Origin of the sequence: Pseudomonas sp. S3E17 (genome assembly GCF_024168685.1) — a bacterium.
Taxonomy (GTDB): Bacteria; Pseudomonadota; Gammaproteobacteria; order Pseudomonadales; family Pseudomonadaceae; genus Aquipseudomonas; species Aquipseudomonas marginalis.
Genome location: NZ_JALJWE010000001.1, coordinates 3,286,034 through 3,306,805, shown reverse-complemented (window position 1 = coordinate 3,306,805; position 20,772 = coordinate 3,286,034). Strand labels below are relative to the sequence as shown.

Annotated in this window: 20 protein-coding genes; 14 read left to right on the top strand and 6 right to left on the bottom strand. The window is 60.2% G+C overall.

Translation table 11 applies throughout. The annotated features are described in order from the left end of the window. The first annotated feature begins 124 nt into the window (after positions 1-124). The 7 genes from J3D60_RS14720 (at position 125) to J3D60_RS14690 (ending at position 8,147) form a co-directional block, all read left to right on the top strand. Positions 125-1,384: an AGE family epimerase/isomerase gene (locus J3D60_RS14720; RefSeq protein WP_065939137.1), complete on the top strand. Its 1,260-nt coding sequence runs from the start codon at positions 125-127 to the stop codon at positions 1,382-1,384. Positions 1,385-1,488: 104 nt separating this feature from the next. Next, positions 1,489-2,775, top strand: coding sequence for an ABC transporter substrate-binding protein (locus J3D60_RS14715; protein WP_027605591.1), 1,287 nt, complete (start codon positions 1,489-1,491; stop codon positions 2,773-2,775). A gap of 80 nt (positions 2,776-2,855) precedes the next feature. After that, a complete protein-coding gene (locus J3D60_RS14710) occupies positions 2,856-3,764 on the top strand; it encodes a carbohydrate ABC transporter permease (RefSeq protein ID WP_003175732.1) in 909 nt (302 codons plus the stop codon). Further along, positions 3,757-4,602, top strand: a complete 846-nt coding sequence (locus J3D60_RS14705; RefSeq protein WP_027605592.1) for a carbohydrate ABC transporter permease — start codon at positions 3,757-3,759, stop codon at positions 4,600-4,602. The genes J3D60_RS14710 and J3D60_RS14705 overlap by 8 nt, the downstream gene beginning before the upstream one ends. A gap of 2 nt (positions 4,603-4,604) precedes the next feature. Beyond that, a complete protein-coding gene (locus tag J3D60_RS14700) occupies positions 4,605-5,765 on the top strand; it encodes an ABC transporter ATP-binding protein (RefSeq protein WP_065939136.1) in 1,161 nt (386 codons plus the stop codon). Positions 5,766-5,851: 86 nt separating this feature from the next. Continuing rightward, positions 5,852-7,198 (top strand): carbohydrate porin, encoded by a 1,347-nt coding sequence (locus J3D60_RS14695; RefSeq protein WP_027605594.1) that lies wholly within the window; start codon positions 5,852-5,854, stop codon positions 7,196-7,198. Between the two features lie 103 nt (positions 7,199-7,301). Beyond that, positions 7,302-8,147 carry a D-hexose-6-phosphate mutarotase gene (locus J3D60_RS14690; RefSeq protein ID WP_065939135.1) on the top strand — a complete coding sequence of 282 codons (846 nt, stop codon included), beginning with the start codon at positions 7,302-7,304 and terminating at the stop codon, positions 8,145-8,147. A 77-nt stretch (positions 8,148-8,224) separates the two neighbouring features. On the opposite strand, the gene J3D60_RS14685 is transcribed toward J3D60_RS14690, so the two are convergent. Continuing rightward, positions 8,225-9,085 carry a MurR/RpiR family transcriptional regulator gene (locus tag J3D60_RS14685; RefSeq protein ID WP_169898656.1) on the bottom strand — a complete coding sequence of 287 codons (861 nt, stop codon included), beginning with the start codon at positions 9,083-9,085 and terminating at the stop codon, positions 8,225-8,227. A 219-nt stretch (positions 9,086-9,304) separates the two neighbouring features. On the opposite strand from J3D60_RS14685, the gene zwf reads away from it, so the two are divergent. From zwf to J3D60_RS14670, 3 genes are read left to right on the top strand one after another with little or no spacing between them, the layout of a single operon-like run. Beyond that, positions 9,305-10,771 (top strand): glucose-6-phosphate dehydrogenase, encoded by a 1,467-nt coding sequence (gene zwf, locus J3D60_RS14680; protein WP_065939134.1) that lies wholly within the window; start codon positions 9,305-9,307, stop codon positions 10,769-10,771. After that, positions 10,758-11,471, top strand: coding sequence for a 6-phosphogluconolactonase (gene pgl / locus J3D60_RS14675; RefSeq protein ID WP_027605597.1), 714 nt, complete (start codon positions 10,758-10,760; stop codon positions 11,469-11,471). The genes zwf and pgl overlap by 14 nt, the downstream gene beginning before the upstream one ends. Positions 11,472-11,488: 17 nt before the next feature. Continuing rightward, the gene (locus J3D60_RS14670; RefSeq protein WP_026067364.1) at positions 11,489-12,154 is read left to right on the top strand and encodes a bifunctional 4-hydroxy-2-oxoglutarate aldolase/2-dehydro-3-deoxy-phosphogluconate aldolase; all 666 of its coding nucleotides are present in this window, start codon (positions 11,489-11,491) and stop codon (positions 12,152-12,154) included. A 101-nt stretch (positions 12,155-12,255) separates the two neighbouring features. Here J3D60_RS14670 and J3D60_RS14665 read toward each other — a convergent pair whose 3' ends face one another. Together J3D60_RS14665 and J3D60_RS14660 are read right to left on the bottom strand one after the other, a co-directional pair. After that, on the bottom strand, positions 12,256-13,431 hold the full coding sequence (locus J3D60_RS14665; RefSeq protein WP_065939133.1) for an aminotransferase class V-fold PLP-dependent enzyme: 1,176 nt from the start codon (positions 13,429-13,431) through the stop codon (positions 12,256-12,258). Between the two features lie 10 nt (positions 13,432-13,441). After that, entirely contained in the window at positions 13,442-13,678 is a 237-nt protein-coding gene (locus tag J3D60_RS14660) for a DUF3820 family protein (protein WP_253494012.1), read from the bottom strand. A gap of 207 nt (positions 13,679-13,885) precedes the next feature. On the opposite strand from J3D60_RS14660, the gene J3D60_RS14655 reads away from it, so the two are divergent. Beyond that, the gene (locus J3D60_RS14655) at positions 13,886-14,353 is read left to right on the top strand and encodes a PA2169 family four-helix-bundle protein (RefSeq protein WP_010208206.1); all 468 of its coding nucleotides are present in this window, start codon (positions 13,886-13,888) and stop codon (positions 14,351-14,353) included. Between the two features lie 137 nt (positions 14,354-14,490). On the opposite strand, the gene J3D60_RS14650 is transcribed toward J3D60_RS14655, so the two are convergent. Continuing rightward, on the bottom strand, positions 14,491-14,961 hold the full coding sequence (locus J3D60_RS14650; RefSeq protein WP_003175719.1) for a MaoC family dehydratase: 471 nt from the start codon (positions 14,959-14,961) through the stop codon (positions 14,491-14,493). A 56-nt stretch (positions 14,962-15,017) separates the two neighbouring features. Continuing rightward, positions 15,018-15,962: an alpha/beta hydrolase gene (locus tag J3D60_RS14645; protein WP_253491845.1), complete on the bottom strand. Its 945-nt coding sequence runs from the start codon at positions 15,960-15,962 to the stop codon at positions 15,018-15,020. Positions 15,963-16,185: 223 nt separating this feature from the next. Between J3D60_RS14645 and fadD2 the strand changes: the two genes are divergently transcribed. Together fadD2 and fadD1 are read left to right on the top strand one after the other, a co-directional pair. Next, a complete protein-coding gene (fadD2, locus tag J3D60_RS14640) occupies positions 16,186-17,874 on the top strand; it encodes a long-chain-fatty-acid--CoA ligase FadD2 (protein ID WP_253491843.1) in 1,689 nt (562 codons plus the stop codon). 337 nt (positions 17,875-18,211) lie between these two features. Beyond that, on the top strand, positions 18,212-19,903 hold the full coding sequence (fadD1, locus tag J3D60_RS14635; protein WP_027605602.1) for a long-chain-fatty-acid--CoA ligase FadD1: 1,692 nt from the start codon (positions 18,212-18,214) through the stop codon (positions 19,901-19,903). 55 nt (positions 19,904-19,958) lie between these two features. Here fadD1 and J3D60_RS14630 read toward each other — a convergent pair whose 3' ends face one another. Next, positions 19,959-20,336, bottom strand: coding sequence for a hypothetical protein (locus tag J3D60_RS14630; RefSeq protein ID WP_027605603.1), 378 nt, complete (start codon positions 20,334-20,336; stop codon positions 19,959-19,961). 201 nt (positions 20,337-20,537) lie between these two features. Between J3D60_RS14630 and J3D60_RS14625 the strand changes: the two genes are divergently transcribed. Next, on the top strand, positions 20,538-20,723 hold the full coding sequence (locus J3D60_RS14625; protein ID WP_016973106.1) for a CsbD family protein: 186 nt from the start codon (positions 20,538-20,540) through the stop codon (positions 20,721-20,723). Positions 20,724-20,772 lie beyond the last annotated feature (49 nt).

The window sequence follows — 20,772 nt, the reverse complement described above, 5'->3', positions numbered from 1 at the left end:
CCACAGGCCGCCTAGCGGCTTGAATGTCACCGTCTGGTGACATTTCCCATCCCCTTCGTTACTTGCCCCCACCTCGCCCTTGTTTAGACTCCGGTCATCCCACAAACAATAATAAGGGCCACCCATGACCACGCAACCACTGCCTGCCAGCAGTTGGCTGAATGCACCTGCCCATCACGCCTGGCTCGCCGCCGAAGGCCAGCGCCTGCTGGCATTCGCCAAGGCCTCCCGTCTGCCTGAGGGGTTTGGCAACCTCGACGACAAAGGCCAGTTGCCGGCCGATGCCCACGCCGAAACCATGAATACCGCGCGCATGACCCACAGCTTCGCCATGGCCCATGCCATGGGCTTGCCGGGTTATGCCGAATTGGTGGCGCACGGTGTTGCGGCCCTGGGCGGACCTTTACGTGACAGCCAACACGGTGGCTGGTTCGCCGCGCCCCAGGCCCTGGACGGCAACACCGGCAAGGCGGCCTACCTGCATGCGTTTGTCGCCCTGGCTGCCAGCTCGGCCGTGGTGGCAGGCGCGCCCGGTGCGAAAAATCTGCTGAACGACGCCATCCATATCATCGACCAGTTCTTCTGGAGCGAAGAGGAGGGCGTGATGCTCGAATCCTTCGCCCGGGACTGGAGCGGCGTCGAAGCCTATCGCGGTGCCAACAGCAACATGCACGCCACCGAAGCCTTCCTGGCCCTGGCCGATGTCACCGCCGACACACGTTGGCTGGACCGCGCCCTGCGCATCGTCGAACGAGTGATTCATACGCACGCCGCCGCCAACCAGTTCATGGTGATCGAGCATTTCGACGCGCAATGGAAACCCCTGCTCGATTACAACGAAGACAACCCCGCCGATGGCTTCCGCCCGTATGGCATCACCCCTGGCCATGGCTTTGAGTGGGCGCGGCTGGTGCTGCACCTGGAAGCCGCGCGCCTGCAGGCCGGGCTGGCCACGCCGGACTGGCTGCTGAGCGCCGCCAAGGGCCTGTTCGCCAGCGCCTGCGACTATGCCTGGGCCGTGGATGGCGCCCCCGGTATCGTCTACACCCTGGACTGGAACCACCGCCCGGTCGTGCGCGAGCGCCTGCACTGGACCCACGCCGAAGCCAGCGCCGCTGCCCAGGCCTTGCTCAAACGCACGGGTGAGCTGCATTACGAAACCTGGTACCGGCGTTTCTGGGAATTTTGCGACACCCATTTCATCGACCGCCTCCACGGCAGCTGGCACCACGAACTCAGCCCCCACAACCAGCCCAGCAGCACCATCTGGGGCGGTAAACCGGACCTGTACCATGCCTGGCAAGCGGTCGTGCTGCCTGCACTGCCCCTGGCACCGAGCATGGCCAGCGCTTTAGGCGCTGGGTGTTATGTCACCAAGTGGTGACATTTGTGCATCCCTTTGTTACCTGTGCTCGAAAAAACCATGTTTAAACTCCGTGCAGCGCAAGCTCCAGACTTGCATGCATAACAACAAGAAAAGGTATTCAGATGAACGCGATTAATCGCCTCGCCGTAGCTATTTCCGTTGCCTCGTTGTTTCCCCTCAGTGCATTTGCCGCCGACTCCAAAGGGACGGTTGAAGTTGTGCATTGGTGGACCTCGGGTGGCGAAAAAGCGGCTGTAGATGTCCTGAAGGCCCAAGTCGAGAAAGACGGCTTCACCTGGAAAGACGGCGCCGTCGCAGGTGGCGGTGGCGCCACGGCCATGACCGTGCTGAAAAGCCGCGCGGTCGCCGGCAACCCGCCAGGCGTTGCCCAGATCAAAGGCCCCGACATCCAGGAATGGGCGTCCACCGGCCTGCTCGACACCGACGTCCTGAAGTCCGTCGCCAAAGACGAAAAATGGGATTCCCTGCTCGACAAGAAAGTCTCCGACACCGTGAAGTACGACGGCGACTACGTTGCCGTACCGGTCAACATCCACCGCGTGAACTGGCTGTGGATCAACCCGGAAGTCTTCAAGAAAGCCGGTATCACCAAGAACCCGACCACCCTCGAAGAATTCTACGCCGCCGGCGACAAGCTCAAGGCCGCGGGCTTCATCCCGCTTGCCCACGGTGGCCAGCCTTGGCAGGACAGCACCGTGTTCGAAGCGGTGGTCCTGTCGGTAATGGGCGCCGATGGCTACAAGAAAGCCCTGGTCGACCTGGATAACGCTGCGCTGACCGGCCCGGAAATGGTCAAGTCCCTGACCGAGCTGAAGAAAGTCGCGACCTATATGGACGTCGACGGCAAAGGCCAGGACTGGAACCTCGAAGCAGGCAAGGTCATCAACGGCAAGGCCGGTATGCAGATCATGGGTGACTGGGCCAAGTCCGAATGGACCGCCGCCAAGAAAGTCGCCGGCAAAGACTACGAGTGCGTAGCCTTCCCGGGCACCGACAAAGCCTTCACCTACAACATCGACTCCCTGGCGGTGTTCAAGCAGAAAGACAAAGGCACTGCCGCTGGCCAGCAGGACATCGCCAAAGTCGTGCTGGGTGAAAACTTCCAGAAGGTGTTCAGCATCAACAAGGGCTCGATCCCTGTTCGCAACGACATGCTGAACAAAATGGACTCCTACGGTTTCGACTCCTGCGCCCAGACCGCCGCCAAGGACTTCCTGGCTGACGCCAAGACCGGCGGCCTGCAGCCAAGCATGGCGCACAACATGGCCACCACCCTGGCGGTGCAAGGTGCGTTCTTCGATGTCGTGACCAACTACATCAACGACCCGAAAGCCGACCCGGCCGACACCGCCAAGAAACTCGGCGCTGCGATCAAGTCTGCCAAGTAACGGTTGACCTTGTGAGGGGGATCCCTGACCCCTCACAAGGCGTGCTTCTGTAGTCCTTTTTCCCTGTATTGGATTTCCCCATGAGTTCTGTTGCTGTGTTCAGCAAAGCCTCGCCGTTCGATGCACTGCAGCGCTGGCTACCCAAACTGGTGCTGGCGCCCAGCATGTTCATCGTGTTGGTGGGTTTCTACGGCTACATCCTGTGGACGTTTGTGCTCTCGTTCACCACCTCTACGTTCCTGCCAAGCTACAAATGGGCGGGTCTTGCGCAATACGAGCGGTTGTTCGACAACGACCGTTGGTGGGTGGCGAGCAAGAACCTGGCGCTGTTCGGCGGGATGTTCATCGGCATCACCCTGGTGATCGGCGTGACGCTGGCGATTTTCCTCGACCAGAAAATCCGCCGCGAAGGTTTTATCCGCACCATTTACCTGTACCCGATGGCGCTCTCGATGATCGTCACCGGTACCGCGTGGAAATGGCTGCTCAACCCGGGCATGGGCCTGGACAAACTCCTGCGTGACTGGGGCTGGGAAGGCTTCCGTCTCGACTGGCTGATCGACCCGGACCGGGTGGTCTACTGCCTGGTGATTGCCGCCGTGTGGCAAGCCTCCGGTTTCATCATGGCGATGTTCCTCGCCGGCCTGCGTGGCGTTGATCAGTCGATCATCCGTGCCGCCCAGATCGACGGCGCAAGCCTGCCGCGCATCTACTGGAGCGTAGTGCTGCCGAGCCTGCGTCCGGTGTTCTTCAGTGCGGTGATGATCCTGGCGCACATTGCGATCAAGAGCTTCGACCTGGTGGCGGCCATGACGGCCGGTGGCCCGGGCTATTCGTCCGACCTGCCCGCCATGTTCATGTACTCGTTCACCTTCAGCCGTGGCCAGATGGGCATGGGCTCGGCCAGTGCAATCCTGATGCTCGGTGCGATCCTCGCGATCATCGTGCCTTACCTCTACTCCGAGCTGAGGACCAAGCGTAATGACTAGTCTCGCTGCCAAACCTGCCATCAGCCTGAGCCGCATCGCGATCTACGCGGTGTTGATCCTCGCTGTGCTGCTGTACCTGGTACCGCTGGTGGTGATGTTGCTCACCAGCTTCAAGACCCCGGAAGACATCAGCACCGGCAACCTGTTGAGCTGGCCGACCGTGGTCAGCGGCATCGGCTGGGTCAAGGCCTGGGCCACCGTGGATGGCTACTTCTGGAACTCGCTCAAGATCACCGTGCCGGCCGTGCTGATTTCCACCGCCATCGGTGCATTGAACGGTTATGTGCTGTCGTTCTGGCGCTTCCGTGGTTCGCAGCTGTTCTTCGGCTTGCTGTTGTTCGGCTGCTTCCTGCCGTTCCAGACCGTGCTGCTGCCCGCGTCGTTCACCCTCGGCAAGATGGGCCTGGCCAGCACCACCACCGGCCTGGTGTTTGTGCACGTGGTGTACGGCCTGGCGTTCACCACGCTGTTCTTCCGTAACTACTACGTGAGCATCCCGGATGCGCTGATCAAGGCGGCACGCCTGGACGGGGCCGGTTTCTTCACCATCTTCCGTCAGATCATTCTGCCGATGTCCACGCCGATCATCATGGTCTGCCTGATCTGGCAGTTCACCCAGATCTGGAACGACTTCCTGTTCGGTGTGGTGTTCTCCAGTGGCGACTCCCAGCCCATCACGGTGGCGCTGAACAACCTGGTCAACACCAGCACCGGGGCCAAGGAATATAACGTGGATATGGCGGCGGCGATGATCGCCGGGCTGCCGACCCTGCTGGTCTATGTGATCGCAGGCAAGTATTTCGTGCGCGGCCTGACGGCCGGCGCGGTCAAGGGGTAATCATGGCTACGCTTGAACTTCGCAATGTAAACAAGACCTATGGCGCCGGCCTGCCCGACACCTTGAAGAACATCGAACTGTCGATCAAGGAAGGGGAGTTCCTGATCCTGGTCGGTCCTTCGGGTTGCGGTAAGTCCACGCTGATGAACTGCATCGCCGGCCTGGAGACCATCACCGGCGGCGCGATCATGATCGGCGACCAGGACGTCAGCGGCATGAGCCCCAAGGACCGTGACATCGCCATGGTGTTCCAGTCCTACGCGCTGTACCCGACCATGAGCGTGCGCGAGAACATCGAGTTCGGCCTCAAGATCCGCAAGATGCCCCAGGCCGACATCGACGCCGAAGTGGCGCGCGTGGCCAAGCTGCTGCAGATCGAACACCTGCTCAACCGCAAGCCGGGCCAGCTCTCCGGCGGCCAGCAACAGCGCGTGGCCATGGGCCGGGCCCTGGCGCGTCGGCCGAAGATCTACCTGTTCGACGAACCGCTGTCGAACCTCGACGCCAAGCTGCGCGTCGAGATGCGTACCGAAATGAAGCTGATGCACCAGCGCCTCAAGACCACCACCGTCTACGTGACCCACGACCAGATCGAAGCGATGACCCTGGGCGATAAAGTGGCGGTGATGAAGGACGGCATCATCCAACAATTCGGCACGCCGAAAGAAATTTACAACGACCCTGCTAACCTATTTGTGGCAAGCTTTATCGGTTCACCACCGATGAACTTCGTCCCTATGCGCCTAAAACGCAAGGACGGGAAGTTGGTGGCGCTGCTCGACAGCGGCCAGGCGCGATGCGAATTGCCGCTGGGTATGAACGACGCCGGCCTGGAAGACCGTGATGTGATTCTGGGCCTGCGCCCGGAGCAGATCGTGCTGGCGGCGGGTGAGGGTAATGGTTCGTCGAGCATTCGTGCCGAGGTCCAGGTCACCGAGCCGACCGGCCCGGACACACTGGTGTTTGTGCAGCTCAATGACACCAAGGTCTGCTGCCGTTTGGCGCCTGATGTGGCGCCGCAGGTGGGCGAGACCCTGACACTGCAATTCGATCCATCCAAGGTATTGCTGTTCGACGCCAACACGGGCGAGCGCCTCGGCACTGCTTCTTCATTGCCCGCACAGGGGCATGCGGACAACGTGGCCCAATTCAAAGGTCGCTGAAGTAGATAAGTTGTTGTTTTAGATGAAAAAAAGTAACCCGCGTTAGATAAAAACAGTTTAATAACAATAAAGACGAGGATGTAGGGATGAAAAAGCAACACAACAACACTCGGCTGATCTGCCAACTGTCAGCAGCAGCAGCCCTTGTACTGTCCGCCAATGCGATGGCGGCCGATGCATTCAGTGCCGACTCCAAGTGGATGACCGGTGATTGGGGCGGCGAGCGTACCAAGCTGATCGAACAAGGTATCGACATCAAGGCTGACTACGTAGGGGAAATGGGCGCCAACCTGCGCGGCGGCTACAACGACGACAAGACCGGCCGTTACTCCGACCAGTTTGGGTTGGGCGTGGCGCTGGACCTGCAAAAGCTGTGGGGCTGGGATAACACCCAGGCCAAGATCCAGCTGACTAACCGTAATGGCCAGAACATCTCCAACGACCGCATTGGCGACCCGCGTGCCGGCACGCTGAGCTCGTCCATGGAAGTCTACGGTCGTGGCCACATGGTGCGTCTGACCCAGTTCTGGATTCAGCACCAGATGTTCGACAACAAGCTGGACGTGAAGCTCGGCTACTTCGGTGAAGGCGAAGACTTCAACACCTTCCCGTGCGACTTCCAGAACCTGTCGTTCTGTGGCTCCCAGGTCGGCAACTATGTAAATACCTGGTACAACTGGCCGGTCAGCCAGGCCGCGATCCGCGTGAAGTACAACATCACGCCTGAGCTGTATGCGCAAATCGGTGCGTACAACCAGAACCCGTCGCAGCTGGAGCACGGCAACGGCTTCAAGCTCAGCGGCAGCGGCACCAAGGGCACCGTGATTCCGGTGGAGTTGGTCTGGTCGCCGAAGGTGAATAACCTGCCGGGCGAATACCGTGTGGGTTACTACAAGAGCGCCGCCGATGCTGCTGACGTTCGTGAAGACGTCAATGGCAACGATGCTGCCACCACCGGTGCGGCCTACCGTACCCGCAGCAGCAAAAAAGGCTACTGGTTCGTTGCCCAGCAGCAACTCACCACCCATAACGGCGACGCTTCCCGTGGCTTGAACATCGCCGCCAACGCGACCTTCCACGACAAGGAAACCAACCTGGTCGACAACTACCAGTCGTTGATGCTGGTGTACAAAGGCCCATTCGACGCGCGTCCAAAAGATGACGTCGGCATTGGTGCTGCGCGTCTGCACGTCAACGATGACGTGAAGAAAAACGCCGAACTGCTGAATGCCGCCAACGGCGTGGCCGACTACGACAACCCGCTGTTCTCGCCGATCCGCGAAACCGAGTACAACTTCGAAATCAACTACGGCTTCCACGTCACCAACTGGCTGACCGTGCGTCCCAACCTGCAATACGTTGTCCAACCGGGCGGCGTGGATAAAGTCGACAACGCGCTGGTGGCGGGCCTGAAAATTCAGTCTACGTTCTAACGCTGTTGCGATAAGCTCCTTCTCTCTGTGCGCATTTTGCGGGTAGCCATGGCTATCCGCTTTTTTTTGAGTGGCACTGTGACGATATTCAGGACCGTGGCACATGCATGAGCAACCGCTGCAACGCTTTTTCAAATCCCTGCGCGAGCGTCCGGTGTTCGCCTGGGAGCGCTTTCAGATGCGCGACGTGTTGGTAATCGACCATCCGCTGTGCCAGGCGGTGTTCAGTCGCCAGGGCGCGCAACTGTTGCACTTTCAGCCCCGTGGCCAGAAACCCTGGCTGTGGTGCGCAGCCAAGTGGCCGCAAGTCGGCGCCATCCGTGGCGGCATACCGGTGTGCTGGCCGTGGTATGGCCGCCATCCGAGCGAAAACGCATGGCCGTCCCATGGTTGGGCGCGGTTGATCGACTGGAAGCTGCTCGACAGCAGCAGCGACGACGACGGCGTGCGCCTGCACTGGCAATTGCAGCTGTGCGACTGGCAGGTCGACCTGCACGCGCACCTGGGCGACACCCTGGAACTGCGCCTGAGCACCGAGCATCAGGACGAGTTGCCGTGCCAGTTGAGCCATGCTTTGCACGCTTACTGGCGTATTGGTCACGTCGATGAGATAGCGCTGTCTGGGCTCGACGGCGCGCACGGTTACGACCAGCTCAATCGCCAGGCGTGCCAGCAGGAAGGCGAGTTGCGAGTGGATGGCGGGTGCCAGCGGGTGTTCCAGCACGATGGTGAACTGCACCTCAAGGATCACGCCTGGCAGCGTGAACTGTGCATCGATACCGGCGACAGCGCCGACACCGTCGTATGGCATCCAGGCAGCCGGCCACTATTGGGCGTTAGTTTTAACGAGGCGTCGGGGTTTGTGTGCGTGGAGTCGGCGATGGCCGGGGCGAGCCTGGCGCCGGGGGAGCGGGCGCATCTCAGTTTGCAGGCACGGGCGGGAGTCTAGCGTTGTGGCTTATGGCCTCATCGGGGGCAAGTCGAATCGTCCCCGATGAGGCCAGTGAAGCCAGCACACAGGCTGGCTTAGTTGAACTCATCCCCCACCGGATACCGGCTGTCATTCAAGCTCTCTTTGATCTTGCGCAAATGCGGCTGGAAATCTACCCCGCGGCGCAAGGTCATGCCGGTGGCCAGCACATCCAGCACCGTCAACTGAATGATCCGTGAGGTCATCGGCATATAGATGTCGGTGTCTTCGGGCAGCGGAATGTTCAGGCTTACGGTACTGGCCTTGGCCAGCGGCGAGTTCTCGGCGGTTACGCCCAGCACCGACGCACCGTTTTCCCGGGCGATACGCGCCACTTCCACCAGCTCACGGGTGCGGCCGGTGTAGGAAATGATCACGAACAACTCGCCCGTGTGGGCCACCGAGGCGATCATGCGTTGCATCAGCACGTCGGCGTGGGCGGTGACCGCCAGGTTGAAGCGGAAAAACTTGTGCAGCGCGTCCATGGCCACCGGCGCCGAAGCGCCCAGGCCGAAGAAGTGGATCTGCCGCGCCTGGATCAACAGGTCCACGGCCTTGCTGATCAGGGCCGGGTCCAGGGCCTGGCAGGCGGCGTCCAGCGAGGCGATGGCGCTGCCAAAGATCTTCTGGGTGTAGGCCTCGGGGTTATCATCGGCCTCCACGGCGCGGCTGACGTACGCTGCGCCACTGGCCAGGCTTTGCGCCAACTGCAATTTAAGTTCAGGGTAACCGCTGACGCCGAACGAACGGCAGAAACGGTTGACCGTCGGTTCACTGACCGAGGCGGCCTGGGCGAGGGCTGCGATGGAGAAGCGGGTCGCCTGCTGCGGGTTGAGCAGGATGACCTCGGCCACTTTTTTCTCGGCCTTGTTCAATTCTTCGAGGCGGTTCCGGATCTGTTCCAGAAGATTTCGCACGCGGTCCATTCAGTCTTTCCTTCGGGCGACGATGCAAATAAAGGGTGGCAACCAATCGACGAGTGGCCTTTTGCGGTGGCCTATCCTACTGAGGGTAGCTGAACACCACCACTCGGAATGCGTATTTCCGGAAAATGTTGTGGTTATTACTACATTTTTCCTTGAGTGATGCCTTGAAAAAAGGTATTTGTAGCTTAACTTGATAAAAGAACAAACATCATGCCTTCGATAACCGTAGAACCCTGCACCTTTGCCCTGTTTGGCGCCTTGGGTGATCTGGCGCTGCGCAAGTTATTTCCTGCCCTCTATCAACTCGATGGCGCCGGGCTCCTGCACGACGATACCCGTATCCTGGCCCTGGCCCGGGAAGCCGGTTCCGAGCAGCAACACCTGGCCCATATCGAAAAAGAATTGCGTAAATACGTCGGCAAGGAACTGGACGAGAGCATCGCCCAGCGTTTCCTGGCGCGCCTGACCTATGTCCACGTCGACTTCCTGAAAGCCGATGACTACGTGGCCCTGGCGGAAAAGGCCGGCACCGAGCAACGCCTGATTGCCTACTTCGCCACGCCTGCGGCGGTGTACGGTGCGATCTGCGAGAACCTGTCCAAGGTCGGCCTGGCGGAAAACACCCGCGTTGTGCTGGAGAAACCCATCGGGTCGGACCTGGAATCCTCGCGCAAGGTCAACGACGCCGTGGCGCAGTTCTTCCCGGAAAACCGCACCTACCGTATCGACCACTACCTGGGCAAAGAGACCGTCCAGAACCTGATCGCCCTGCGTTTCGCCAATAGCCTGTTCGAAACCCAGTGGAACCAGAACTACATTTCCCATGTGGAAATCACCGTGGCCGAGCAGGTCGGCATCGAAGGCCGTTGGGGCTATTTCGACAAGGCCGGCCAGCTGCGCGACATGATCCAGAACCACTTGCTGCAACTGCTTTGCCTGATCGCCATGGACCCGCCGGCCGACTTGTCCGCCGACAGCATCCGTGACGAGAAGGTCAAGGTGCTCAAGGCCCTGGCGCCGATCAGCCCGGATGGCCTTACCACTCAAGTGGTGCGTGGCCAGTACATCGCCGGCTACAGCGCCGGCAAGCCGGTGCCGGGTTACCTGGAAGAAGAGAACTCCAACACCCAGAGCGACACCGAGACCTTCGTCGCCCTGCGCGCCGATATTCGTAACTGGCGTTGGGCCGGGGTGCCGTTCTACCTGCGCACCGGCAAGCGCATGCCGCAGAAGCTGTCGCAGATCGTCATCCACTTCAAGGAACCGTCTCATTATATCTTCGCCCCCGAGCAGCGCTTGCAGATCAGCAACAAGTTGATCATCCGCCTGCAGCCGGACGAAGGCATTTCCTTGCGCGTGATGACCAAGGAGCAGGGCCTGGACAAGGGCATGCAACTGCGCAGCGGGCCTCTGCAACTGAATTTTTCCGACACCTACCGCAGCGCACGCATCCCCGATGCCTACGAGCGGTTGTTGCTGGAAGTGATGCGCGGCAATCAGAACCTGTTTGTTCGCAAAGATGAAATCGAAGCCGCGTGGAAGTGGTGTGACCAGTTGATCGCCGGGTGGAAAAAATCCGGTGATGCGCCCAAGCCGTATGCGGCGGGGTCCTGGGGGCCGATGAGCTCGATTGCACTGATCACGCGGGATGGGAGGTCTTGGTATGGCGATATCTGAATTGAAACTGCCTCGGGGCGTGACTGCCCACGAGTACCGCACGCCTGTGCTGCTGGCGGACGGCCTGGCCAACGACGTGGCTGAACAACTGCGCGCGGCCATCAGTGCCCGTGGCGAAGCGACCTTGGTGGTGTCCGGTGGCCGCAGCCCCGTGGCGTTTTTCCAGAACCTGGCCAAGCAAGGCCTGGACTGGTCCAAGGTCACCATCACCCTGGCCGATGAGCGCTGGGTGCCGGTGGAACACGCCGACAGCAATGCCGGCCTGTTGAAGCAGCACCTGTTGCAAGGCCCGGCGGCCAAGGCCAGGTTCCTCAGCCTGTACAGCGCCGCCGCCAACCTTGAAGACGCTGCCGAGCAGGCCGATCGCCTGCTGGCCGAGCTGCCGGCCATTGATGTGCTGGTGCTGGGCATGGGCGATGACGGCCACACCGCATCGCTGTTTCCCAACAGCCCGAACCTCGCGGCTGCACTGCAGGCCGACGGTACCCGCCGTTGCTGGCCGATGCTGGCGCCGACCGTGCCGCACCAGCGCCTGACCATGAGTCGCGCATTGCTGGCCACCGCCCACTACACCGCGCTGTCGATTTCCGGCAGTTCGAAATTGACCACCTTGAGCGCCGCGCTGGCCAGTGACGACGTTGCTGCCATGCCGATTCGCGCGTTTTTGCAACCTACTTTAGAGATTTACTGGTGCCCATGAGCCAAGGATCAGCCGCTATGAAAAGCCCTCAACCGACCGTGTCCATGGCGGATAAAGTTGCCCTGATCGACAGCCTCTGCGCCAAGGCGCGGATCCTGCCGGTGATCACCATCGCTCGCGAGCAGGACATCCTGCCGCTGGCCGATGCCCTGGCAGCCGGTGGTTTGACCGCATTGGAAGTGACCTTGCGTTCCGAGTTCGGCCTCAAGGCCATTCAGGTGCTGCGTGAGCAGCGGCCTGAACTGTGCACCGGCGCCGGCACCGTGCTCGACCGCCACATGCTTGAAGCGGCGGAAGTCGCCGGTTCGCAATTTATCGTCACCCCCGGCATCACCCGCGACCTGCTGGAAGCCTCGGTACACAGCCCGATCCCGCTGCTGCCAGGCATCAGCAACGCCTCCGGCATCATGGAAGGCTACGGCCTGGGCTACCGCCGCTTCAAACTGTTCCCGGCCGAGGTCAGCGGCGGTGTTGCCGCGATCAAGGCCCTGGGCGGCCCGTTCGGCGAAGTGAAATTCTGCCCGACCGGCGGCGTCGGCCCGGCCAATATCAAGAGCTACATGGCGCTGAAAAACGTGATGTGCGTGGGCGGTAGCTGGATGCTTGACCCGGAGTGGGTCAAGAACGGCGACTGGGCCCGCATCCAGGAAGTCACCGCGCAGGCGCTGGCGCTGCTGGATTGATCTGATTCATCGAATCGTTGTTGCTGTGCTTAACGGCATTTTTGCGGTGCACTTGGTCGGTGTACCGCTTTTTTTTGCCGGTAAAAACCTGAGGCCCGCCTTTAGTCTCTGCTTAGCTCGGTAATGGCATTGACCAGGACATTGATGTCCTCCGCCGACGTCACCAACCCCGGTGTCACGCGGATACAGGTACCAAACGCCGCACCGGTGCGCGTAGTAGTGAACAGCCCATAGTCCTTGAGCATGCGATCCACCATCACCTGCTGATCCCGCTCGCTGAACTTGAATGCCGTGATCCCGCAATACAGCCGTGGATCGTCCGGCGTCAGCACCTCGATCCCCGGCAACGGTCGCACCTGGCTCACCCACACATCCCGCAGGTAACTGACCCGCGCACCCTTGGCCGCCGCGCCGCCCATGGCGCGATGTTCTTCAAACACCAGCGGCAACGTCATTAACGCGGGGAAATTCGGCGTGCTGTACGACGTACGGGCACGCACGTCGGTGGCGGGGTAGTGGAACTCGCCCATGTCCGGATCAATGTCAGCCAGGCGTTCGGGGGCGATATAGAGGAACCCCAGGGTCAGCGGCGCGCCGATCCATTTGTGCAGGTTGAAGCCGGCGAACGCAATGCCCAGTTCGGCGAGGTTGAGCTCGATCTGGCCCAGTGCATGGGCGCCGTCGAGGATCACGTCGATGGCATGCTCACGCGCGGCCTTGGCGATGGCCTCTACGGGCATCACCAGGCCGGTGCGGTGGGTCACATGGGTGAGTGCCATCAGCTTCAGGCGCGGGTACCGGGCGAACGCATCGCGATAGGTCTGCACCAGGCTGTCGAAACTGGCCGGATGGGTGTGGGACAACTCGATCACTTCCACACCGCGAACACCCGCCAACCAGCGCATCGCGCCTTTGACGGTGTCGTATTCCAGGTCGCTGATCAGCACCTGATCGCCGGGTTGCAGGCGGTTGTAGTTGCGGATCAGCGACTGCAAGGCTTCGGTGGCGTTGCGGGTAAAGGCGACTGCCTCGGGGTCGACGTCGATCAGGCCCGCCAGTTGGCGACGGATCTCGACATTTTCACCTTGCTCGAAGCGCTGGCGCACATACAGCGAGTTGCTGCGGTTGATAAACGCCACATGCTCCAGGTACTGCGCCTGCACCTCGCGGCTCATACGCCCGAAGTAGCCGTTCTCCAGGTTGATCGGGCCGGGCTCCAGCGCATAGCGCTGGGCGATGGCCTGCCAGTGAGGTTCGTTGTCAGCATTCCTTGGCATGGCGAGTCTCTTAATGGCGGGGGGCGGGTTTGCCGTGTTTAGCGCGCAGCGGTTGCAACAATTCAGATAAACCGTTGTGGTCGATTTCCTGCATCAATGCCAGCAACCCGCCCAGTTCCCCGTGGGGAAAGCCCTCGCGGGCGAACCAGTTCAGGTAGGGACCCGGCAGGTCGGCGATGATCCGGCCCTTGTATTTGCCGAAGGGCATTTCGCGGGTGATCAGCAGTTCGAGTTTTTCGGGATTCATGGGCTTCGTGTTGAGTGAGGCGAGGTCTTCGAAAATACAGGCATTCTGCATGAAGGCCAAATGACAGATCATGCAAATAACGTACATACAGATGGTTCAAATATTTTTAAGTCATTGAAAATAAACATAAAAGTAATTTTTCAAAACCTGGCACGAGCGCTGCAATCATTAAGACAACCCTTCTTCACCTGCCTAAGGAATTGAAAAATGACTGACATCAACAAAGAATCGATCTCCGTACTGAACGACCTGATCGAGACCAGCATCGACGGCCAGAAAGGCTTCAAGGAATGCGCAGAAGACATCAAGCATCCGGAACTCAAGGCGCTGTTTGCCAAGCGCTCCGCTGACTGCGCTACCGCCGCAGCCGAATTGAAGACCGCGGTGCGTGCCCTGGGCGGTGATCCGGAAGACTCCGGCAGCGTAGCCGGCGCCCTGCACCGTGGCTGGGTCGACGTGAAGTCGATGCTGACCGGTAAGGACGAAGAGGCTGTGCTGAACGAAGCCGAGCGCGGCGAAGACCACGCACTGAAGGCTTACAAAGAAGCCATCGAGAAGATCAACAAGCACAACCTGCTGGGCATTCGTGACCTGGTTGAGCGTCAGTACCACGGCGTGCAACGCAATCACGACCAGGTAAAAGCCCTGCGTAACCAGGCTCGCGCTCAGTCCTAAGCGCTGCTGTGTAACACATGTGGGAGGGGGCTTGCGCCCGATAGCGGTGGATCAGTCGATATTTCAATGACTGACACACCGCCATCGGGGGCAAGCCCCCTCCCACATTTGCATGGTGTTGGCCCTGAAAACCGTACTCAGCCGATGCTGATCGGCGGCAGCTCGGTCAAGGTCACGACCTGCTGCTTGCGCGGTGCAAGAATTTCCGCCTCGCCATCCACGACCAGCTCATCGCGCTGGTTGAACACACGGGTGGCAATGCGTACGCGAAACTTCGGCAGCTTCTCGAGGATTTCCAGGCGCACGGTCAGGGTATCGCCGATTTTCACCGGCTTCTGGAAGCTCATCTGCTGGCCGATATAGATAGTGCCCGGCCCGGGCAGCTCACACGCAACGGCCGCGCTGATCAGGGCACCGCTGAACATACCGTGGGCGATACGCTCCTTGAACATGGTCGCCTTGGCGTATTCGGCATCCAGGTGCACCGGGTTGTGGTCGCCGGACATGGCGGCAAACAGCTGGATATCACGCTCTTCGACGGTCTTGCTGTAGCTGGCGGTCTGGCCGACTTCAAGGGCTTCGTACGGGGTGTTGGTTACCTGGGTCATCTAAAGGTGCATCCTGTGGCTAATCGGTAATTTAACTGTCTGATTTAAAAGTAAATTTATTCGCAGTGGGCCGGCCTGCGCAAGGTCAGGGCCTGGTCGAGCCACCTCAGCACATCGGCGGTGACTTCGTCGCGATTGGTTTCGTTGAACACTTCGTGACGCGCCTGCGGGTAGATATTCAGTTGCAGGTGCTGGCTGCCGGCCTCTCGCAGGGCATCGGCCAGGCTTTTGAGACGCTTGCCCTCACTGACCGGATCACATTCGCCGCCCATCACCAGGATCGGCAGGCCCGGATCGATCTGGGCGAGATTGGACGCTTTGCTGATTTGCTGCAAGCCGTCGAGCAGATCGATCCATAGTTGGTTGGTACAGCGGAAGCCGCAGAGTGGATCGTTGATGTATTTGTCGACTTCGTTCGGGTCACGGCTGAGCCAGTCGAACGCGGTGCGATTGGGCTTGAATGCCTTGTTGAACGAGCCGAACGACAGGAACTCGATCAATGCACTGCGCCCACGGACACCCTGGCGCAGGCGTTCGGCGCGAGCGATCAGCCGTGCGGCGCGGTACAGCGCCACCGGCTGGAAATTCGAACCGCTGAGAATCGCTCCATGCAGGCTGGCGCTGTGGTGCAGCAGGTAGGCCTGGGCGATATAGCTGCCCATGCTGTGGCCGAGCAAAATGATCGGCAGCCCCGGATGCTGCTGGCCGATGTGCTGGTTGAGGCTGGCCAGGTCGCCCACCACTTTGTTCCAGCCGTCCTTTTCGGCATACAGGCCCAGCGTGCCTTCGTCGGCGGTGCGGCCGTGACCACGCTGGTCCGGCGCATACACGCCATAGCCGGCACTGCCCAGGGCTTCGGCCAGCCGCGCATAGCGCCCGCTGTGCTCCGCCATGCCGTGGGACAGCATGACCACCGCCTTGGCCGGCCCGTCGGGCATCCAATGATTGACGTACAGGCGGCTGCGGTCATTCGCGGTCAGCCAGAAGGTGCTGTGGTTCATGGGGTTCCCTTTCTCAAGGTCTGCTCAAGGTCTGCTCGACGTTGTTGCAGTGTATAGCTCATCTGTCAGGCGACGGGGTATCTGCCTGCGCATCAGGGACAAGATTCATACAATCAATGACGCAATTTGCTGTATTTGCCTGTTTGGCCATAGCTGCTAACGTCCCCCAAGCTCCGCTTTCTATAAAAGCGGCCGGACACCTTCAGGTAAGGGGACAAGAATAATGCAACCTGATTTCTGGAATGACAAACGCGCGGCGGGCGTTCCCAATGACATCGACCTGTCGGCCTACAAGTCGGTAATCGAAGTCTTCGAGCGCTCGTGCAAGGCCTTTGCCGACCGTCCGGCATTCAGCAACATGGGCATCACCCTGACCTACGCCGAGCTTGAGCGCCAGAGTGCGGCGTTCGCCGGCTACCTGCAGCAGCACACCGACCTCAAGCCCGGCGAGCGCATCGCCGTACAGATGCCCAACGTGCTGCACTACCCGATTGCCGTGTTCGGCGCACTGCGCGCCGGGCTGATCGTGGTCAACACCAACCCGCTCTACACCCCGCGCGAGATGCGCCACCAGTTCAAGGACGCCGGCGTGCGTGCCCTGGTCTACCTCAACCTGTTCGGTTCGCGGGTGCAGGACGTGTGCACCGACACCGAGATCGACTACCTGATCGAAGCCAGGATGGGCGACTTCATGCCCGCCGCCAGAGGCTGGCTGGTCAACACCGTGGTCGACAAGGTCAAGAAGATGGTCCCGGCCTACCACCTGCCGCGTGCGGTGTCGTTCAAGCGCGCCTTGCGCATGGGCGCGGGCCTGGGCGTGACCCATCATCCGGTGACCCTGGACGATATCGCCGTGCTGCAATACACCGGCGGCACCACCGGCCTGGCCAAGGGCGCGATGCTCACCCATGGCAACCTGGTGGCTAACATGCAACAGGTCCGTGCCTGTATGTCCCAGACCGGCGATGACGGCCACCCGCTGATCAAGGAAGGGCAGGAGGTGATGATCGCGCCGCTGCCGCTGTACCATATCTATGCCTTCACCGCGAACTGCATGTGCATGATGGTCTCGGGTAACCACAACGTGCTGATCACCAACCCCAGGGACATCGGTGGGTTTATCAAGGAACTGAAAAAGTGGCGCTTTACCGGGCTTCTGGGGCTCAACACGCTGTTTGTGGCGTTGATGGACCACCCGGAGTTCAAGAACCTGGATTTCTCCCACCTCAAGCTCACCAACTCCGGCGGTACGGCCCTGATCAAGGCCACGGCCGAACGCTGGGAGCAGATCACCGGCTGCTCGATCGGCGAGGGCTATGGCCTGACGGAAACCTCGCCGGTGGCCAGCACCAACCCCTATGGCAACAAATCACGCCTGGGCACCGTGGGCATCCCGGTGCCCGCCACGGCGATGAAGGTCATTGATGACGAAGGCACCGAGCTGCCCTTGGGCGAACGGGGCGAGTTGTGCATCAAGGGCCCGCAGGTGATGAAGGGCTACTGGCAGCAACCGGCCGCCACCGCAGAGGCCCTGGACGCCGAAGGCTGGCTGAAGACCGGTGACATCGCGGTGATCGACGAAGATGGGTTTGTGCGCATTGTCGACCGCAAGAAGGATTTGATCATCGTCTCGGGTTTCAATGTGTACCCCAACGAAATCGAGGACGTGGTGATGGCCCATCCGGCCGTGGCCAACTGCGCGGTGATCGGCGTGCCGGACGAGCGCACGGGGGAGGCGGTGAAACTGTTCGTGGTGGCGCGTGCAGAAGGGGTGAGCCTTGAGGAATTGAAGGCGTACTGCAAGACCAACTTCACGGGTTACAAGGTGCCCAAGCACATTGTGTTGCGCGACTCGTTACCGATGACGCCGGTAGGGAAGATCCTGCGCAGGGAGCTACGCGACATCGCCTGATGTGAAATGCGGTAAAAATGTGGGAGTCGCGGTGCGACGATTCGGTTTGCCCCCTCCCACATTTGTCGTGTGTCGTCCTGAAGGCCTTATTCCAGAGCCTTTCATCAAGGAATTTCAGTTCTGTTTAAAGTGTGACCAAATATTGTAGGACAGTCGTGATTATGACTGCGGGGCCCTCTTTAGGCTCTAGTCGGCCTTTGGCAAAGCTGCTACTCTCGGCGCGCTTTGTGACGTCTAGGCCTGCTTGAAAGCGCCAGATTCACCAAAAAAAAACATACACCAATAATAATCGCATCAAATGCGATGATGAATTCGCGTCGCTGAGGAGTGGGCTTCCATGCACGAAGACTTTTGGAAGGATAAGTACCCCGCCGGGATTGCTGCAGAAATCAATCCAGACGAGTATCCGAATATTCAGGCGGTATTGAAGCAGTCCTGCCAGCGCTTCGCCAACAAACCGGCCTTCAGCAACCTGGGCAAGACGATCACCTACGGTGAATTGTACGAACTGTCCGGCGCCTTCGCTGCGTACCTGCAACAGCATACCGACTTGAAGCCCGGCGATCGCATTGCCGTGCAGTTGCCCAACGTCCTGCAATACCCGGTTGCCGTGTTCGGCGCCATCCGTGCCGGCCTGATCGTGGTCAACACCAACCCGCTGTACACCGCGCGGGAAATGGAACACCAATTCAATGATTCCGGCGCCAAGGCGCTGGTCTGCCTGGCCAACATGGCCCACCTGGCGGAAAAGGTCGTGCCCAAGACCGCCGTCAAGCATGTGATCGTCACCGAAGTCGCCGACCTGTTGCCGCCGCTCAAGCGCCTGCTGATCAACAGCGTCATCAAGTACGTGAAGAAAATGGTCCCGGCCTATCACTTGCCCAAGGCGATCAAGTTCAACGACGTACTCGCCAAGGGCCAGGGGCAAGCGGTCAACGAAGTCTGCCCGGCCAGCGGCGATGTGGCCGTATTGCAATACACCGGTGGCACCACCGGCGTGGCCAAGGGCGCGATGCTCACCCACCGCAACCTGGTCGCCAACATGTTGCAATGCAAGGCGCTGATGGGCTCCAACCTCAATGAAGGTTGCGAGATCCTGATCACGCCGCTGCCGCTGTACCACATCTATGCGTTCACCTTTCATTGCATGGCGATGATGCTGATCGGCAACCACAACATCCTGATCAGCAACCCGCGCGACCTGCCGGCGATGGTCAAGGAACTGTCGAAGTGGAAGTTCAGCGGCTTTGTCGGCCTGAACACTCTGTTCGTGGCGCTGTGCAACAACGAAGCCTTCCGCAAGCTGGACTTCTCCGCGCTGAAGGTCACCCTGTCGGGCGGCATGGCCCTGCAACTGGCGGCGGCCGAGCGTTGGAAAGCGGTGACCGGTTGCGGCATCTGCGAAGGCTACGGCATGACCGAAACCAGCCCGGTGGCCACGGTGAACCCGATCCAGCATATCCAGATCGGTACCATCGGCATTCCGGTGCCGTCGACCCTGTGCAAGGTCATCACCGACGACGGCGTCGAGCTGGCCCTGGGTGAAGTCGGCGAACTGTGCGTCAAGGGCCCGCAGGTGATGAAGGGCTACTGGCAGCGTGAAGACGCCACCGCCGAGATGCTCGACAGCGAAGGCTGGCTGAAGACCGGCGACATCGCGATCATCCAGCCGGATGGCTACATGCGCATCGTCGATCGCAAGAAGGACATGATCCTGGTCTCCGGCTTCAACGTGTATCCCAACGAGCTGGAGGACGTGCTGGCGGGCCTGCCGGGCGTACTGCAGTGCGCGGCCATCGGTGTGCCGGATGAAAAATCCGGCGAACACATCAAGCTCTTCATCGTGGTCAAGCCGGGCGCCACCCTGACCAAGGAGCAGGTCATGGAGCACATGCGCGCCAACGTCACCGGCTACAAGGTGCCCAAGGCCGTGGAGTTCCGCGATGCGTTGCCGACCACCAACGTGGGCAAGATCCTGCGCCGCGAGTTGCGCGATGAAGAACTGAAGAAACTCGGTCTTAAAAAGTAATCCGATCCAAATGTGGGAGGGGCTTGCCCCCTCCCACATTTTTTTGACCGTGTTCTTACACGGCGAACTGCGCGAAGCTCACACCCGCACCTGCCGGCCGCACATCCTTCAAGAACGAATCCTTATCCGCGCTCAGCTCTAGGGTAATCTCCGGCTTGCGCTTGCCCGCGTTGCGCACCACCAGCCCCTCGAGCTTTTCACGCAGGAACACGGTCGGCACCTTCAGGTGCAGCAGCTGGTCGGTCTCGGCGTTATGCATCAACAGGTGAATCCACTCGTACTGGCCGACGGCAATACGACCCACCGGCAGATCGAACCACCAGATGTTGCGTTTGCGGTCCAGGTCGGTGAAGTGGCAGTTGTTGACGCCGAGTACGGCACCGCCCAGTTCCTGGTTTCTGCGGGCGATGGCCTGTGCTTTATTGAGTTTCATAACCTTCCTACGGGATCTGTTATTCAGCGTTGGAGCCTGAATGTGCCGGGCATTCTCGTGGGTTGGCTGCAAAACATAAAGCCAAACCTGTCGTTGGCGATGAAATGTTCACCGAAAAATAATTGAAACTCTGCCGAACGGCCTTGGGTCAATCTCTACGTAATGACCAAAACCCTTTGATTGTTCTTTCGGAGAAATACCATGGGCAGCACAGCGGATAAGGCAAAAGGTTTGAAAGACGAGGCCGTCGGTAACATCAAGCAAGGCGTCGGCAAAGTCACCGGCAACGACAAGCTGCGCGCTGAAGGTGTCGTGCAGGAAAAGAAAGGCCAGGTTGAAAAAGCCGTGGGCGACACCAAGGACGCGGTGAAAAAAGCGACCAAGTAAGACTGCCATCGTGCAGCCGGACGGCCATCCACGGATGGCCGTTTTTATG

Coding starts and splice junctions, on each gene's coding strand:
- pgl (WP_027605597.1), top strand. CDS start 10,758: ATGGCGATATCTGAATTGAAACTGCCTCGGGGCGTGACTGCCCACGAG.
- J3D60_RS14665 (WP_065939133.1), bottom strand. CDS start 13,431: ATGCCAAGGAATGCTGACAACGAACCTCACTGGCAGGCCATCGCCCAG.
- J3D60_RS14690 (WP_065939135.1), top strand. CDS start 7,302: ATGCATGAGCAACCGCTGCAACGCTTTTTCAAATCCCTGCGCGAGCGT.
- J3D60_RS14700 (WP_065939136.1), top strand. CDS start 4,605: ATGGCTACGCTTGAACTTCGCAATGTAAACAAGACCTATGGCGCCGGC.
- J3D60_RS14705 (WP_027605592.1), top strand. CDS start 3,757: ATGACTAGTCTCGCTGCCAAACCTGCCATCAGCCTGAGCCGCATCGCG.
- J3D60_RS14660 (WP_253494012.1), bottom strand. CDS start 13,678: ATGAATCCCGAAAAACTCGAACTGCTGATCACCCGCGAAATGCCCTTC.
- J3D60_RS14715 (WP_027605591.1), top strand. CDS start 1,489: ATGAACGCGATTAATCGCCTCGCCGTAGCTATTTCCGTTGCCTCGTTG.
- J3D60_RS14655 (WP_010208206.1), top strand. CDS start 13,886: ATGACTGACATCAACAAAGAATCGATCTCCGTACTGAACGACCTGATC.
- J3D60_RS14695 (WP_027605594.1), top strand. CDS start 5,852: ATGAAAAAGCAACACAACAACACTCGGCTGATCTGCCAACTGTCAGCA.
- J3D60_RS14710 (WP_003175732.1), top strand. CDS start 2,856: ATGAGTTCTGTTGCTGTGTTCAGCAAAGCCTCGCCGTTCGATGCACTG.
- J3D60_RS14625 (WP_016973106.1), top strand. CDS start 20,538: ATGGGCAGCACAGCGGATAAGGCAAAAGGTTTGAAAGACGAGGCCGTC.
- J3D60_RS14650 (WP_003175719.1), bottom strand. CDS start 14,961: ATGACCCAGGTAACCAACACCCCGTACGAAGCCCTTGAAGTCGGCCAG.
- fadD2 (WP_253491843.1), top strand. CDS start 16,186: ATGCAACCTGATTTCTGGAATGACAAACGCGCGGCGGGCGTTCCCAAT.
- fadD1 (WP_027605602.1), top strand. CDS start 18,212: ATGCACGAAGACTTTTGGAAGGATAAGTACCCCGCCGGGATTGCTGCA.
- J3D60_RS14645 (WP_253491845.1), bottom strand. CDS start 15,962: ATGAACCACAGCACCTTCTGGCTGACCGCGAATGACCGCAGCCGCCTG.
- zwf (WP_065939134.1), top strand. CDS start 9,305: ATGCCTTCGATAACCGTAGAACCCTGCACCTTTGCCCTGTTTGGCGCC.
- J3D60_RS14720 (WP_065939137.1), top strand. CDS start 125: ATGACCACGCAACCACTGCCTGCCAGCAGTTGGCTGAATGCACCTGCC.
- J3D60_RS14630 (WP_027605603.1), bottom strand. CDS start 20,336: ATGAAACTCAATAAAGCACAGGCCATCGCCCGCAGAAACCAGGAACTG.
- J3D60_RS14670 (WP_026067364.1), top strand. CDS start 11,489: ATGAAAAGCCCTCAACCGACCGTGTCCATGGCGGATAAAGTTGCCCTG.